The sequence below is a fragment of the Mesorhizobium sp. P2_C7 genome (genome assembly GCF_056404515.1).
In genome coordinates this window covers 760,075-775,261 of the sequence record NZ_JBFUDW010000001.1, presented here as the reverse complement: position 1 = coordinate 775,261, position 15,187 = coordinate 760,075, and the positions used below count along the sequence as shown (strand labels likewise).

Genomic DNA, 15,187 nt, shown 5'->3' with positions numbered 1-15,187 from the left:
GGAATTGCTCTAGCTCAGAAGCCGTAGACGGCGATGCGCACCAGAACCGCGGCAGCGGCCAGCGCCACGAGCAAAATGCCCAGGCCGATGGGAGATCCCCATCCGTACCATTCCATGGCCAGCTTGGCATATTTGAACTCTTCCTCATGCGAGAGGGGCGTACGCTGTTGAATCAAGCTCATTTTTTCACTCCATGATGGCGGCCGGCTCTTGCCTTGTGGGCGCTGCAACCGCATATTATTGAGATAGTCTAAATGTTAGACAGATTGATAGTTAGATGATCGAAATAAATTCGTCAAGCGAGAATCGGACCGAAATGACGACGGCCATCGGCCTTGCCATCATGCAATGGCAGGACGCGACGCAGGCCTATGACGAGGCGGTGGGGGTGAGGCTGGGGCTGAACATGGCCGAACGCCATTGCATCGGGCTGCTCCATGGCGGCCCGCAATCGGCCGGCGCGATCGCCACCGCAACCGGACTGACGCCGGCCGCTGTGACAGCGCTGATCGACCGGCTGGAGGCGCGCGGCCTGCTCACACGCACGCGCAGTCTCGAGGACAGGCGCAAGGTGGTGATAGAGGCGACCGAGGCCACGCGGGACCTGTCGGCGCGCTACTACGGCACTATTGCGCGGGAAGGCGAAAAGGTCATCGCGACCTTCAGCGACGCCGAGCTAGCGACCATATCGCGCTTCGTCAACGCCGCCCTCGACCTGCAGCGCGCCCAGTTGGCGCGGCTGAAGGCCGAGGGGTCGGACAACCCTGGGCGATAGGGTGCGATGTGTTGGCGGCGTTACTGCGAATGTCGGCAGGCAACGGGACTATTTCGGCTGGACCCCATAGGCGACAAGAAACGCCCCCACTGAGGCATCCGCGTGCCGTTCCAGTTCGGCCTTGGAGCGCCGGTTGCTTCCCGTGAACATCGCTTCATTCATGGGGATCCAAAGAAGCATCCCAAAAAAGTGGCTGGCTGCAAGATAGGGATCACTGGTCTGTATCAGCCCTCGACTGGTGAGCTTTTGAAAGCAGGAAGCCATTGAGCCAAGCATGCGCTCGAAGCCCTTTTCGTACCAACTGCGGCCAAGCTGCGGCATTCGATCCGCATTGGCGATGATCAAGCGCCGCAGCTTCAACAACTCTTCATCCATGAGCGTCGTTATCAAACATCGAGCGAGCTGCTGCAGGCCACCTTCCATGAATTTCGCCTCGGAAAGCAGCGTCGTCACGGACTCGATGACATCGTTGGCCTGGGTAGCGGTTGCAAGAACGACTTCGCCGAACAGCGTCTCCTTGTCGGTGAAATGCTTGTAGACGGTCTGCTTGGAGGCCCCCGCCCTGGTGGCGATTTCCTCCATGCTGGTCCCGTCATAACCCTTGCCGATGAACGCCGCCGTGGCCGCCTGGATGATCTCACGATCCTTGCGTGCCGATCTCGTCTCACCGTCGATTTTCATGGCGACCTCCTGACCAGTACTAGACGGTACCGTTCCCGTATGATAGTCATGAAAACGGTACTGGACTGACTAGTACCTGTCAACGAAGGCAAGGCTTAGACCGATGACCAAGATGATCTTCATAAATCTGCCAGTGCGCGATCTGCAGGCAGCGACCAAGTTTTATCTCGCGATCGGCGGCACACTAAATCCGCAGTTCTCGAACGACCAGGCCAGTTCGATCATGTTCTCCGACTCGATTGGGGTGATGCTGCTGACGCACCAGCACTATGGCCAGTTCACAACGCGTCAGATCGGCGACGCCAGGCGTGACAGCCAGATGCTGATCGCACTCACCGCCGGCAGCAAGGACGAGGTCAATGCCACAATCGAGAAGGGCGTGGCGGCAGGCGGCCGCGCCGATCCCAACCCTGCGCAGGACCTCGGCTTCATGTTCAACCGCCACATCGAGGACCCCGACGGCAACGTCTGGGAGTTCCTGTGGATGAACCCCGCGGCCATGCAATAGCCAGCGGGATCAAAGCGTCCAAAGCGCGTCGCGTCGACACGGATTCATGCGACGCGCTTTGTGTCTGATGCAAGTCGTTCCGGGCGGAAACAATTCTCCCGGAATTGTTTAGACCGTCGCCGGGTCGAGCGCCGGCTGGCCCTTGTGGCGCGCGACGATCTCCTCGAAATCGGCGGTCTGGAAGGCATCACGCAAGGCGTCGAACGACGGCAGCACGAAATAGGCGCGCTGGAATTTGTCGATCTCGTAGCCGGTGCGCATCACCGTTTCGAGATCGAACGGCACGTGGTGGGCGTCCTTGCCGTCGACGGCGAACTGCAACTCGGTGAACGACGACATCAGGCCGGCCCCAAAGGCCTTCAGCTGCTGGCCGTTCTCCTGCATCAGGCCATATTCGGCCGTGTACCAGTAGAGCCGGGTGATCATCTCGTCGCCGCCCAGCGCAATGATGTCGCCGGCCTTGCGGCCATACATCTGCATGAAGTCGGCAAACACCGGCTGCGACAGCACTGGTACGTGGCCGAAGAAATCATGGAACATGTCCGGCTCGACGATGTAATCGAGCTCCTGCCTGGTCCGCAGCCAGTTGGTGACCGGGAAGCGGCGATTGGCGAGATGGTCGAAGAAAGGTGCGGCGGGAATGAGACCCGGAACGGCGACGATCTCCCAGCCGGTCAGCTTGCGCAGCTTGGCGCTGACGTCCTCGAAATCGGGGATGCGGTCGAGCAGGCCGAGCTTCTCGACGCCGTCGAGATAGGAGTGGTGGGCGAGCTTCCGCGTCAGTTTGGTCTGGCGGTCGCACAGCGTGCGCCAGACCGCCTGCTCCTCGGTGCTGTAATCGTAACCCTGCGCTACGGTGAAATCGGCACGGCAAACCGAATAGTCGCCGCGCAACCCTTGCGCCGCGCAGTCGCGGGCATATTCGGCAACGCTCATCGTCGTCATGGTCTTCTCCCTGCAAGTCATGAATGGCGGACGTGCCGAAAGGATAACCGGATTTGCCGAGGCAAATCGGTTTTGATGATGGCTCGAGCGCGATATTCGGGATAACATTCACTCCAGAAACGCTTTCATGGAGTGAAAATGCCTCAATTCGATGATTTCGAGATCAGGATGCTCGAGGTCCTGCAGGGCGACGGGCGCAAGCCGGTGTCCGAACTGGCGCAAGAGATCGGCCTGTCGACGACCCCATGCGCACGACGTTTCGAGGCGCTGCAGGAGGCCGGCATCATCAAGGGTTTTGCCGCGGTGATCAGCCGCCGCGCGGTCGGCCTGATGGTCGAGGTGTTCATTCAGGTGCGCCTCGTCAGCCACAGCGACGGCTCGCCTGAAAGCTTCATCGCCGCCGTGCAGCGCATGGACGAGGTATCGTCATGCTGGACGATGACCGGCGACCACGATTTCCTGCTGCATGTCATGGTGCCGTCGGTCGACGAGCTCAATGCTTTCGTCATGCACCGGCTGATGCGGCTCGACGGCGTGCGCGATGTCCACACCCAGCTGGTGCTGCAGAACATCAAGGGCCCCGGCCACGTGCCGCTCGGCCACCTCAGGCGGTGATGGTGCCTGCCCTGCCCATCCCTGCGGAAAAGCTGCACGCAAACTGCTGAAACGGGCCAATCGGGCGTCCATATCGCCGGCCAAAATCCGCGGACCAACTGCCCGGAGGTCCGCCATGAAAATCGTCCTGATCAATCCACCGCACACCGCCATCGGCAGCCGCGTGCCGGACGATCACCTGCCGCCGCTCGGCCTGTTGGCGCTCGGCGGCCCGCTGATCGATGCCGGCCATGAGGTGCGCCTCGTCGACGCCGAGTTCGGGCCGATGCCGCTCGACATGGTGGTGCGCAATGCCCTGGACGATGATCCCGATTTCGTCCTGATCGGCCATTCCGGCTCGACCTCGGCGCACCCGACCGCCTTGCTGATAGCCGGCTTGATCAAGCAGCGCGAGCCGGCGACCATCATCATCTATGGCGGCGTGTTTCCGACCTACCACTGGGACGACATTCTGGCTGAAACGGACGTCTTCGACTTCATCGTGCGCGGCGAGGGCGAGGCGACTGTGGTGGCGTTGGTCGAGGCGCTGGAAATGCACCAGCCGCCTGCAAGCGTGGCGGGCATCGCCTTTCGCGACGATCTGCGCCGTCCCTTCGCCACGCAGCCGGCAATGACCATCGCCGATCTCGACGCCTACCGTGTCGGCTGGGAGTTGATCGACCATATCAGCTACAGCTACTGGGGCGGCAAGCGTGCAGTGGTCATGCAGTTTTCGCGCGGCTGCCCGCATCTGTGCAATTATTGCGGCCAGCGCGGCTTCTGGACCCGCTGGCGGCATCGCGATCCGGTGAAATTCGCCAAGGAGATCGCCTGGCTGCACCGCGAGCACGGCGTCGAGCTGATCAACCTTGCCGACGAGAACCCGACCGTATCGAAGAAGGCCTGGCGCGCTTTTCTCGACGCCATGATCGCCGAGAACGTGCCGGTGCTGATCGTGGGCTCGACCCGCGCCGACGACATCGTGCGCGATGCCGACATCCTGCATCTCTACCGCAAGGCCGGCGTCATCCGCTGGCTGCTCGGCATGGAAAACACCGACGAACAGACGCTTGCATTGATCCGCAAGGGCGGCAGCACCTCATCCGACCGCGAGGCGATAAGGCTGCTGCGCCTCAACGGCATTCGATGGCGACCTGGGTGGCCGGCTTCGAGGATGAAGGCTTTCGCGACCTGTGGCGCGGCTTTCGCCAGCTCATCGCCTACGATCCCGACCAGATCCAGGCGCTTTATGTCACGCCGCATCGCTGGACACCGTTCTTCAGGATCGCGCGGGACCGCAAGGTGATCCAGAAGGATGCCCGCCTGTGGGACTACAAGCACCAAGTGCTGCAGATGACGCGACTGAAACCCTGGATGCTGTTTTTCAGCGTCAAGCTGATCGAACTGGCGGTGCAGTCGCGACCGAAGGCGCTGGCGCGCATCCTGTTCCACAAGGACCCCGAGCAGCGGCATTCGATGCGCTGGTACACGCAGATGGGGCGCCGCGTCTGGTTCCGTGAGGTCTGGGGTTTTCTGGTCCGCGACGGCCGGGTGAAGGACGGCCCGACCCTTGCCGAGTTCTGGGGCGCGCCGCAGGACGCCGAGGAGGAATCGATGACCGTTCGACACCCGGTGCGCAAGCTGGCTTTGCCCGGGATCGCGGTCTCACCGAACGCCTGACCGCTCGACTCGTGAATTAATATACGTCGCGTATGCGTATTGACATACGCAGCGTATGCACCCACATCGAACATACGGGACATATGTCAATAGCCGTCCCGCTCAGTGGAGCGCAGTGATCCAAAACCCTGAAGCCTTGCGAACGGGTCTCGCCCTGCCTGCGATGCCAATTCGCGACGCCGAAAGGCCGGGGCTGCCTTGTTTTGAAATGGAGTGAACTATGACCAAACGCGACGCGATCTTCCCTGCCGGCCGGCAGGCTCTTTACGAGATCAACCGCTACTCGGCGGCGATCCGCTCGGGCGACTTCCTGTTCGTCTCTGGCCAGGTCGGCAGTCGCGAGGATGGGTCTGCCGAGCCGATCTTCGAAAGGCAGGTCCAGCTGGCTTTCGACAATCTCGCCGAGGTGCTGAAGGCGGCCGGCTGCACATTCGACGACATCGTCGACGTGACCACGTTCCACACCGATCCGGCTAAGCAATGGCCAGCGATCGACGCCGTTCGCCTGAAGGCGTTCGGCGAACCGCCCTATACGAACTGGACTGCAGTGGGCGTGAACTGGCTGGCGGGCTTCGATTTCGAAATCAAGGTCATCGCGCGCCTTCCGCAGCCCGCCTGATCGATTGACGGCAGCGGAAGATTAAAGGGCGGCTCAGCGCACGATCAGCGTGCCGGCGCCGTGTTCGGTGAACAACTCGAGCAGCACCGAATGCGGCGTCTTGCCGTTGAGGATGACGACGCCTTCGACGCCGCGCTCGATCGCCTCGATGCAGGTCTCGACCTTGGGGATCATGCCGCCCGAGACCGTGCCGTCCTTGATCAGCGCCTTGGCCTCGGCCACGGTCAGTTCGTCGATCAGCTTCTTGTTCTTGTCGAGCACGCCGGGCACGTCGGTGAGGAACAGCAGGCGCGTTGCCTGGCAGGCGCCGGCGATGGCGCCGGCGAAGGTGTCGGCGTTGATGTTGTAGGTGTGGCCATCGCGGCCGGGCGCCACCGGCGCCAGCACCGGGATCATTTCGGAGCGCGCCAGGAGGTCGAGCAAGGTACGGTCGACCTCGACCGGCTCGCCGACGAAGCCCAGATCGAGCACGCGTTCGATGTTGGAGTCCGGATCGATCATCGTCTTGCGCGCCTTTTCGGCGAAGACCATGTTGCCGTCCTTGCCGCACAGGCCGATCGCCCATTCGCCCTCGGCGTTGATCAGTGCCACGATCTCCTTGTTGATCGAGCCGGCCAGCACCATCTCGACGATCTCGACCGTCTTCTGGTCGGTGACGCGCAGGCCGCCCTCGAACTTGGATTCGATGCCCATCTTGGCCAGCATGGCGCCGATCTGCGGGCCGCCGCCATGGACGACGATCGGGTTGACGCCCGATTGCTTCAACAGCGCGATGTCGCGCGCGAAAGCCTTACCGAGGCCGATATCACCCATGGCGTGGCCGCCATATTTCACCACGACCGTCTTGTGCTCGTAGCGCTGCATGTAAGGCAGCGCCCGCGAAAGCAGGGCGGCCTGCATTTCAGCGGTGGCGGTGATTTCCGTCATCGGCGTGGTTCCTGGCTTTTGGTTTTGTGCATGTCGTCGTCCCAAAACTGCTGGGCACTCTTGGGCGACATGCACTTGGTTTATGCATGATGCATCAGGTAAGGACGGCGGCGTCTTAGCGGGAATTGGGGCCAGCCGCAAATGGCTTTGCTGTCATATTCGGGCGCCTCACGACGTCGTCATCATGACGGCACCCTCAGCGGCGCCCTGCGGCCCAACCAACCCGAGATCTTCTCCATCTGCGCGGCAAGCGACAGCAGTGTCTCCTCGTCGCCCGGCCGGCCCACCGCCTGGATGCCGAGCGGCAGGCCGGCATCGGTGACATGGACCGGCAGCGCGATCGACGGCTGGCCGCTGACATTCTGGATCGCCGGCCAATGGGTGAACCCGAGGCTCTTGTCCATCAGCTGGCCGAGCAATGGCTTCAGCTTCAGCAAGACGGTGAGATGAAGCTTGTCGAGCAGGTTCTCGATGAGTTCGTCAGCGCCTTTCGGGTCCATGGCGCCGCAGGCGAGCGGCGGGTGGGCGATGATCGGCATCAGCACGGCATCATATTGCGCGGTCTCCGCGATCAGCTGTCGCGAGGTCGCATGCAGCCGCTGCAAGCCGGCATAGATTTCGCCGGCCGACACCAATTCACCGAAGCGGGCGAGGATGCGCGTCGCGCGCTCGATGTCGCCCAAAACGGAACGGCCGACACGCAGCGCCTCGGCCCGCATCGTGCCGGCGACGGCCGAGGCCACGCCCGTGGCAAAATCGGCGAAGAAATCGCGCCGGATAAAGGGCAGGTCGATATCCTCTACCGTATGGCCGCCCTCGCGAGCGAGCGCCACCGCCGCGTCGAGCGCGACAAGCGTCTCGACCGAGACCGGCAGGCCAAGCGGCGACTTGCGGTACACGGCCAGCCTGAGCTTGCCGGGATCGCGCGCGGCAGCTGCAACGAAGCTGCCCTTGGGCGACGGCGCCGCATAGGGCGTCAAAAGGTCGGGACCGTGGGTGAGGTCGAGCAGCAGCGCGCAGTCGCGCACCGAGCGGGTGAGCGCATGGTCGACGACCATGCCGTACCAGCTCTCGCTCACCAGCGGCGTCAGCGGTATGCGGCCTCGCGACGTCTTCAGGCCGACAAGCCCGGTGCAGGCGGCAGGCACCCGGATCGAGCCGCCGCCGTCCGAGGCATGCGCCACCGGCACGACGCCGGCAGCGACCAGCGCCGCCGCACCCCCGGATGAGCCGCCGCTTGTATGGCCGGTGTTCCAGGGATTACGGGTTATGCCGAAGGCCTTGGATTCGGTCATCAGCCGAAGCCCGTATTCCGGCGACGTCGAGGTGACGATCGGAATGAGGCCGGCGGCGAGGTAGCGATCGGTCAGCACCGAATTGACATCAGCCCGCCATGCCGGAATACGGCTGCCGCCATGCGTCGCGACGCCCTTGATGGCGATGCCGAGATCCTTGATGGCAAAGGGAATGCCGGCCAGCGGCAGCGAGCGGTCGACGGTCCTCGCCCGGGCCCGCGCGGCATCATAAAGCGGCTCCGCCGTGGCGTTGATGTCGGAACGGGTGGCCTCGGCGCGGGCGATCGCCGCTTCGGTCAGCTCGATTGGTGAGACCTCGCCCTTGCGAACGAGGTCGGCAAGGCCGGTCGCATCTTGCGCCCACAATGTATGTTCAACCGACATGCGCGTTTTCCTCACCGTGGAAAGACAAGCTAGCCAGTGGCGATTTCATTAGCAATCGACGGACAGATCCGCGCCGGCAATGCGGCAAGTCTGGCGTGCACAAGGCGATTTCCGTCGTTGCAAATACGTTTCAATCCCCTAACTTGCCTGCATGACGCCGCAGGACATCACCAAGCTGATCGTCCGGACTTCGATGAAGGATCGGGCAGCGTTCGATCTGCTCTACCGGCAGACCAGTGCGAAACTTTTTGGCGTCTGCCTTCGTGTATTGAACGACCGGGGAGATGCCGAAGAAGCCCTGCAGGAAGTCTTCGTCAAGATCTGGACGAAGGCGGACCGTTTTGCCGTCTCAGACTTGAGCCCGATCTCCTGGCTGGTGGCAATCGCGCGCAACCACGCGATCGATCGCGTCAGAGCGCGACGCAAGCCCGGCCTCGATATCGATGCCGCGCTCGACGTGGCCGATCCGACGCCAGGGCCTGAAGCGATGGTGGTGGCGGGCGGTGAATCCGAACGCATCCATCATTGTCTCGACGAGTTGGAAAAGGACCGGGCGGCGGCCGTCCGTGGCGCCTATCTCAAGGGCGAGAGCTATGCCGAACTGGCGGAGCGCCATGGCGTACCGTTGAACACGATGCGTACCTGGCTGCGCCGCAGCCTGTTGAAACTCAGAGAATGTCTGGAAAGATGACGCTGGCGGAAGACAACGGACCGGAACGCGGAGGCGACGACCTGCTCGCCGCCGAATACGTTCTCGGCGTGCTGCCGGCGGAGGAGCGGCAGATCGCGTCCAGGCGCATCGATGCGGAGACCGAGTTCGCCCGTCTTGTCGACAGCTGGGAGGTCTCGTTCTCGCCGCTGGCCGCCGCCTACCCGGAAATCGAGCCGCCGGCTTCGCTCAAGGCTGCGATTGATCGCCGCCTGTTCACGTCCACCGCGGCCGTGACCACGCCCACCGAATCGCGCGGCGGGCTGTGGTCCAGCCTGGCCTTCTGGCGCGGCCTCGCTGCTGCGGCGGTCGCCGCTTTGGCGATCTACATCGCCGTGCCCACCCTCAACCCGCCGGTCGAGCAGCCGCAGGCGCGCCTCGTCGCCTCGCTGGCCGCCGATGGCAGCGATGTCAAATATCTCGCCGTCTATGACGCCGCGCATCACGAGGTCGGCCTGTCGCATGTTTCCGGCGAGCGTGCCGCCGGCAAGGACTTCGAGCTGTGGATGATCGAGGGCAAGAACCCGCCGGTCTCGATGGGCGTCATCCCGGCCGGCGCGACAGCGCATATTGTCGTCTCGCCGGCAGCCCAGCAGAAGCTCGCCCAGGGCGCGGTGCTCGCCGTCAGCCTCGAGCCGGCAGGCGGTTCGCCGACCGGCCAGCCGACCGGACCAGTGGTCGCGGCGGGCGATCTGAAGAGCATCTGACGGCTTTACCGCTGACATAGAAGACTTTCAGTCTATTTTTCGCATACGATGTCTAACTGCGTCGGTAAGTGGCCAAAACGCATTGTGTGAAAATCACTCTGCAGGGCAAATAAAATTAAAAAATCCTGATGTTTCTGAAACTCCCGCATTTTTAACCCGTATCTCCTCGCGTCCCCAAGGATGGGAAGAGAAAAACCCGAGGAGTTTGACATCATGCGTAAATACGCCACCCTTTTGCTTGCCAGCGCGATCGCCGTTTCCGCTCTTGCCACCGCGGCCTATGCCGAAAACCCGATGGTTGGCGGCGCTGCCATGTTTGCCAGCAAGAACATCGTCGAGAACGCCGTCAATTCGAAAGACCACACGACGCTGGTCGCCGCGGTCAAGGCGGCCGGCCTTGTCGACACGCTGCAAGGCGCCGGTCCGTTCACGGTGTTCGCGCCGACCAACGAGGCCTTTGCCGCGCTGCCGGCCGGCACGGTCGAAATGCTGCTCAAGCCCGAGAACAAGGACAAGCTCACCAAGATCCTGACCTGCCATGTCATCGGCGCCAAGGCGATGGGGGCGGACGTCGCCGCGATGGCCAAGGCCGATGGCGGCACCCACAAGGTCAAGACGGTTGGCGGCTGCGAACTGTCGCTCAAGGCTGACGGCGGCAAGGTCACCGTGACCGACGAGAACGGCAACGTCGCCAATGTGACGATCGCCGATGTCGAACAGTCCAATGGCGTCATCCACGTCATCGACAAGGTTCTGCTCCCCAAAATGTAAAAAGAGGGGCGAAGATGTAACAAGGGGCCTGCTGCCGACGAAATTGCAGCAAGGGCTCTCCGTCGATTGCATGGTCTCGCTCCCGTGACCGGCAACCGGCCCGCGCACTCCGTGCCGCCCACGTTCAGATGTGGAACGGCGCGGAGTGTTCGTTCGAGGGCCACCGTCACCGGCTTTTGATTTCCGCGTGGCGGTATAGTTTGGCAAAAGAGACGACAGGAGGAACTGGTCATGAACCGTCGCGACTTTCTTTTGAGCGGTGCCGCCGCCATCGGCGTCGCCGGGGCTGCCGCAACGATGCTGCGCATGGGCAAACCACAGCCCGCACAGGCTGCGGAAACCTTCGAGGTCACCAAGACCGATGCCGAGTGGAAAGCCATCCTGTCGCCGGCCGCCTTCGACGTCCTGCGCAAGGAAGGCACGGAATATCCCGGCACCAGCCCGCTGCTCAACGAACACCGCAAGGGCATCTTTGCCTGTGCCGGCTGCGACCTGCCGGTCTATCCGTCCGAGACGAAATTCGATTCCGGCACCGGCTGGCCAAGCTTCTGGCAGGAGATTCCCAAGGCCATCGGCACGACCGTGGACAGGTCGCTCGGCATGACCCGCACCGAGGCACATTGCCGCCGCTGCGGCGGCCATCTCGGCCACGTCTTCGATGACGGCCCGGCGCCGACGGGCCTGCGCCACTGCATCAACGGCGTGGCGCTGACCTTCAAGCCCGCCACGGCCTGACATTTCTCATTTTGACGCAATTCCGGTGCTCCAATCGGAATACGAAAAACTCCGGGCTTGCGGCCCGGAGTTTTTTTGCGCGGTCAGAGCTTTTCGGGCGTGGACTGGAGGAGCTTCCCGAAACTGCTGTCCACGTTTGGTATCAATGGCCGCCACCGCCGCGGCCACCGGCCGCGGCCGGCTTTCGGATCAGCATGGTGAACAGCCCGAGCGTCGCAAACAGCACCGTCAGCAGGAAGAACACGTCCATGAAGGACAGCAGCGCGGCCTGCTGCTGCACCATGCCCGACAGCTTGGAGATCGCCGCGCTGGTCGCGTCGAGGCCGGCGGTCTGCTCGAAATTGAGCGTCATGTTCTGCAGCTTTTGCTGCGCGGCGGCACTGCCCCACTGCACGTGCTCGGAGAGCCTGACGTAGTGGAACGCGTTGCGGTCGATCAGCACGGTGTTGATGACGGCCAGGCCGACGGCGCCGCCAAGGTTGCGGGTGAGGTTGAACAGGCCGGAAGCATTCTTCAACCGGTCTGGCGGCAAGGTGCCGAGTGCCAGGTTGTTGATCGGCACCATGCACAGCATCATCGAACAGCCGCGCAGGATCTGGGGAATGAGCAGCTCATAAAAATCCCAGTCGGCGGTCAGATGCGTCATCCACCAGGTTCCGGTGGCGAAGCCGAAGAAGCCGACCATCATCATCAGGCGCGGGTCCATCTTGCTCGACAGGATGCCCGAGACCGGCGCGGTGAGGAACATCGCCAGGCCGCTGACGAACAGCGCCTCGCCGATCATCATCGAATCGTAGCCGCGGATGCGCCCGAGAAACACCGGATAAAGATAGGTCAGGCCATAGAGGCCGATGCCGATGACGAAGGAGAACAGTGAGCCGAAGGCAAAGTTGACGTTGGTGAACGCCTTCAGGTCGACGATCGGCTCCTCGGCGGTGAACACACGCCAGAAGAACAGCACGGCGCCCACGGTCATGACGATGGCGCAGATGAATACGCCCTGGTCCTGCAGCCAGTCATTGTTCGGGCCTTCCTCGAGCACATACTCCATGCAACCCAGGAAGGCGGCCATGCCGGCGAGGCCCCACCAGTCGAACTTGCTGAACAGCTTGAGATTGGGCTTGTCGAAGTCGATCAGCGTCCAGGCCGCCGTCGTCACCAGGATGCCGGGCAGGACATTGATGAGGAACAGCCAATGCCAGGACATGGCATGGCTGATATAGCCGCCAACGGTCGGGCCGATGGTCGGCGCCAGCGTCGCCACAAGGCCGATCATCGGCGAGACCACGGCGCGGCGCGACGGCGGGAAAATGGTGAAGGCAGCGGCAAAGACGCTCGGGATCATGCCACCGCCGATGAAGCCCTGGACGGCACGGTAGACGATCATCTGGTCGATGTTGGTGGCGGTCGCGGCCAGCGCGCTGGCCGCGGTGAAGCCGGCCGCCGAGATCGTGAACAGCACGCGCGTCGACAGCATCCGGCTGAGGAATCCCGACAACGGGATCATCACCACCTCGGCGATCAGATAGGCGGTCTGCACCCACGGGATCTCGTCGGAACTAGCGCTCAGGCCAGCCTGAATCTCGGCCAGCGAGGCCGAGACGATCTGGATGTCCAGGATGGCCATGAACATGCCGAACACCATCGCCAGGAAGGCGATGACGCGCCGCGTCGAGATGGTGTCAGGCACGGCCGGCATCGCCGGCGGCGCTCCTGCTGTCAGGGTTGCGGTGGCCATGGCATTGCTCCCCGGCGGCCGCTCAATTCGAGGCCGTGGGCGCGGTACGGCTGTCGACGGCGACGACGACACTCAGGCCGGCACGCAGCCTACCGCTCTTCAACACGTCGGCCGGGACGTCGATGCGGACCGGGACGCGCTGCACGACCTTGGTGAAATTGCCGGTGGCGTTTTCGGGCGGCAGCAGCGAGAACACCGCACCTGAAGCCGGTGCGAGCGACGAGACGGTTCCCTCGAAATCCTGGCCGTCGGTCGCATCGACCGAGATCTTGACCTTCTCGCCGGGAACCAGCCGGGCAAGCTGCGTCTCCTTGAAGTTGGCGACGATGTAGAGCTTGTCCATCGGCACGATGACGGCCAGCTTCTGGCCGGGGCTGACGAGATCGCCCTGCTCGACCGAGCGGTTGCCGACGACACCGTCATAAGGCGCCTTGAGCACGGTGAAGGAAAGATCGCGCGCGGCCTTGTCGCGGCCGAGCTGCAAGGAAGCAAGGGTGCTTGCCGATTCGGCGCGCTGCGCCTGCAGCACGCCGATATTGGCCCGTGCCGCGGCGATCTGCGCGTCGGCGCCGACAAGGGCAGCATTGGCCTGCTGGACCGCCGTCTGGGCATCGTCCAGCTGTGCCTGCGTGCCGACATGCGTCTTGAGCAGTTGCGAGGCGCGTACCTCTACCTTCGCCGCATTGTCGGCGGCGGCCTGGTCAGCGACCTTCTGTGCCTGCGCCTGCTGCAGCGAGGCGCGCGCCGCTTCGGTCTGGGCGTCGATACGGTCGAGCGTCTTGCTCAAGGTGGCGATCTGGGCCTCGGCCTGGGCGACGGCGATCTTGTAGTCGCCGTCATCGACGACGAGCAGCGGGTCGCCAGCCTTGACCGACTGGTTCTCGCTCACCTTGACCTGATCGACATAGCCGGAAATCTTGGGCGAGATGAACGCCATGTCGGCCTGGACATAGGCGTCGTCCGTCGAGATCATGAAGCGGCCGGTGGTCCAGTAGTTGTAACCGTACCAGGCGCCGGCGCTCAGCAAGGCAACGCCGATGATCGGCAGCAGAAACGAGCGCACCGAACGCTTCTTCTTGGCTGGTGCTTCCACCGGCGCGCTGACGGCGGGCGGGAAAGGCACTTCGGGTGCTTCCGTCGCCGGAGCGACCTTGGCATTGGGGAAAGGACGGACTTCGGCTGTGGCTGGCGCGTTCGAGGACATGACATCTCTCTAAAATAAAGCTATAATACTGAACCGTTCGGTTCGATCCGGCCGTTGACATAGCGCGGAAACAGGACCATATCAAGTGCAATCGAACCGATTGGTTCGAATTATTTTCGAGGTGTGACTTTTATGGTTGAGACTCAGCCTAACGTCGAAACCGACCCGTGCGGCGACTTGCTGGACCATGTGCGCCGTGGCCGCCCGGCGGCAGGCCAGGATCCTGTCAAGCGCAGCCAGATCATCGAGGGCGCCCGTCGTGTGTTCATCGACAAGGGCTTCGAGGCTGCGTCGATGAACGACATCACGCGCGAGGCCGGCGTCTCCAAAGGCACCATTTATGTCTACTTCGCCAACAAGGAAGAACTGTTCGAAGCGCTGATCGAGGAAGAGCGCGGCACGATCTTCAAGAACATGTATGACGTGCTGGACAATGCCGACGACCTGCGCGAGACGCTGGTGAAGTTCGGCAAGGTGCTTGCCCTCAAGATCACGTCGGCCAAGGTCATCCAGGCGCAGCGCACGGTGATCGGGGCATCCGACCGGATTCCCGAGCTTGGCGCGCGTTTTTACGAGCGCGGTCCCAAACGCGGCCATGACAAGGTCGCGGCCTTTCTCGATGCCGCCATCGAGCGGGGCCTGCTGCGGATCGACGATGTCGATCTTGCCGCCTACCAGTTCACCGAACTGTGCCTTGCCGGTCTTTTCCGCCAGTGCATCTTCGCCTACCGCACCAAAGCCCCGGGCCAGGATGAGATCGACCACATCGTCAGGTCCGGCGTCGGCATGTTCCTGAAGACCTACGGCACCGAAAGCCTCGCCGCGGAAGAAAGCCACCAGACGATTGCAATCGAGGCTAAGCCCTAGCTGTTTGTTTTTGCGCGATTCCGGACGGAAAACCGTTGCACACTTTTC

At 62.9% G+C, this 15,187-nt stretch carries 16 protein-coding genes and 1 pseudogene; 10 read left to right on the top strand and 7 right to left on the bottom strand.

Features of this window, described 5'->3' with window-relative positions:
- Positions 1 to 14: 14 nt before the first annotated feature.
- On the bottom strand, positions 15 to 182 hold the full coding sequence (locus AC1D2G_RS03680; protein WP_184872957.1) for a hypothetical protein: 168 nt from the start codon (positions 180 to 182) through the stop codon (positions 15 to 17).
- A gap of 95 nt (positions 183 to 277) precedes the next feature.
- Between AC1D2G_RS03680 and AC1D2G_RS03675 the strand changes: the two genes are divergently transcribed.
- The gene (locus AC1D2G_RS03675) at positions 278 to 775 is read left to right on the top strand and encodes a MarR family winged helix-turn-helix transcriptional regulator (RefSeq protein ID WP_477412085.1); all 498 of its coding nucleotides are present in this window, start codon (positions 278 to 280) and stop codon (positions 773 to 775) included.
- 48 nt (positions 776 to 823) lie between these two features.
- Here AC1D2G_RS03675 and AC1D2G_RS03670 read toward each other — a convergent pair whose 3' ends face one another.
- Positions 824 to 1,456: a TetR/AcrR family transcriptional regulator gene (locus tag AC1D2G_RS03670; protein ID WP_379105054.1), complete on the bottom strand. Its 633-nt coding sequence runs from the start codon at positions 1,454 to 1,456 to the stop codon at positions 824 to 826.
- A 103-nt stretch (positions 1,457 to 1,559) separates the two neighbouring features.
- Between AC1D2G_RS03670 and AC1D2G_RS03665 the strand changes: the two genes are divergently transcribed.
- On the top strand, positions 1,560 to 1,964 hold the full coding sequence (locus AC1D2G_RS03665; protein ID WP_184872954.1) for a VOC family protein: 405 nt from the start codon (positions 1,560 to 1,562) through the stop codon (positions 1,962 to 1,964).
- 108 nt (positions 1,965 to 2,072) lie between these two features.
- On the opposite strand, the gene phhA is transcribed toward AC1D2G_RS03665, so the two are convergent.
- Positions 2,073 to 2,909, bottom strand: coding sequence for a phenylalanine 4-monooxygenase (gene phhA / locus AC1D2G_RS03660; RefSeq protein ID WP_477412083.1), 837 nt, complete (start codon positions 2,907 to 2,909; stop codon positions 2,073 to 2,075).
- Positions 2,910 to 3,047: 138 nt separating this feature from the next.
- On the opposite strand from phhA, the gene AC1D2G_RS03655 reads away from it, so the two are divergent.
- From AC1D2G_RS03655 to AC1D2G_RS03645, 3 genes and pseudogenes are all read left to right on the top strand, one after another.
- A complete protein-coding gene (locus tag AC1D2G_RS03655) occupies positions 3,048 to 3,524 on the top strand; it encodes an Lrp/AsnC family transcriptional regulator (protein ID WP_095083483.1) in 477 nt (158 codons plus the stop codon).
- Positions 3,525 to 3,639: 115 nt separating this feature from the next.
- Positions 3,640 to 5,183: pseudogene (bchE, locus tag AC1D2G_RS03650) on the top strand (magnesium-protoporphyrin IX monomethyl ester anaerobic oxidative cyclase).
- 220 nt (positions 5,184 to 5,403) lie between these two features.
- Positions 5,404 to 5,802 carry a RidA family protein gene (locus AC1D2G_RS03645; RefSeq protein WP_477412081.1) on the top strand — a complete coding sequence of 133 codons (399 nt, stop codon included), beginning with the start codon at positions 5,404 to 5,406 and terminating at the stop codon, positions 5,800 to 5,802.
- Positions 5,803 to 5,835: 33 nt separating this feature from the next.
- Here AC1D2G_RS03645 and argB read toward each other — a convergent pair whose 3' ends face one another.
- Positions 5,836 to 6,729 (bottom strand): acetylglutamate kinase, encoded by an 894-nt coding sequence (gene argB / locus AC1D2G_RS03640; RefSeq protein ID WP_477412079.1) that lies wholly within the window; start codon positions 6,727 to 6,729, stop codon positions 5,836 to 5,838.
- Between the two features lie 182 nt (positions 6,730 to 6,911).
- Positions 6,912 to 8,408 carry an amidase gene (locus AC1D2G_RS03635; protein WP_477302750.1) on the bottom strand — a complete coding sequence of 499 codons (1,497 nt, stop codon included), beginning with the start codon at positions 8,406 to 8,408 and terminating at the stop codon, positions 6,912 to 6,914.
- A 151-nt stretch (positions 8,409 to 8,559) separates the two neighbouring features.
- Here AC1D2G_RS03635 and AC1D2G_RS03630 point away from each other — a divergent pair, with 151 nt between their 5' ends.
- From AC1D2G_RS03630 to msrB, 4 genes are all read left to right on the top strand, one after another.
- Positions 8,560 to 9,099: a sigma-70 family RNA polymerase sigma factor gene (locus AC1D2G_RS03630; RefSeq protein ID WP_457151643.1), complete on the top strand. Its 540-nt coding sequence runs from the start codon at positions 8,560 to 8,562 to the stop codon at positions 9,097 to 9,099.
- On the top strand, positions 9,096 to 9,824 hold the full coding sequence (locus AC1D2G_RS03625) for an anti-sigma factor (RefSeq protein WP_477302954.1): 729 nt from the start codon (positions 9,096 to 9,098) through the stop codon (positions 9,822 to 9,824). Before AC1D2G_RS03630 ends, AC1D2G_RS03625 begins: the two co-directional genes overlap by 4 nt.
- 213 nt (positions 9,825 to 10,037) lie before the next feature.
- Entirely contained in the window at positions 10,038 to 10,595 is a 558-nt protein-coding gene (locus AC1D2G_RS03620) for a fasciclin domain-containing protein (protein ID WP_477302752.1), read from the top strand.
- Positions 10,596 to 10,826: 231 nt separating this feature from the next.
- Entirely contained in the window at positions 10,827 to 11,330 is a 504-nt protein-coding gene (msrB, locus tag AC1D2G_RS03615; RefSeq protein WP_095083502.1) for a peptide-methionine (R)-S-oxide reductase MsrB, read from the top strand.
- Positions 11,331 to 11,472: 142 nt separating this feature from the next.
- On the opposite strand, the gene AC1D2G_RS03610 is transcribed toward msrB, so the two are convergent.
- Both AC1D2G_RS03610 and AC1D2G_RS03605 read right to left on the bottom strand, forming a co-directional pair.
- On the bottom strand, positions 11,473 to 13,029 hold the full coding sequence (locus AC1D2G_RS03610; RefSeq protein WP_477412439.1) for a DHA2 family efflux MFS transporter permease subunit: 1,557 nt from the start codon (positions 13,027 to 13,029) through the stop codon (positions 11,473 to 11,475).
- 61 nt (positions 13,030 to 13,090) lie between these two features.
- Positions 13,091 to 14,272: an HlyD family secretion protein gene (locus AC1D2G_RS03605; RefSeq protein WP_477412077.1), complete on the bottom strand. Its 1,182-nt coding sequence runs from the start codon at positions 14,270 to 14,272 to the stop codon at positions 13,091 to 13,093.
- Between the two features lie 132 nt (positions 14,273 to 14,404).
- Here AC1D2G_RS03605 and AC1D2G_RS03600 point away from each other — a divergent pair, with 132 nt between their 5' ends.
- Positions 14,405 to 15,139, top strand: coding sequence for a TetR/AcrR family transcriptional regulator (locus AC1D2G_RS03600; protein WP_477393149.1), 735 nt, complete (start codon positions 14,405 to 14,407; stop codon positions 15,137 to 15,139).
- Positions 15,140 to 15,187 lie beyond the last annotated feature (48 nt).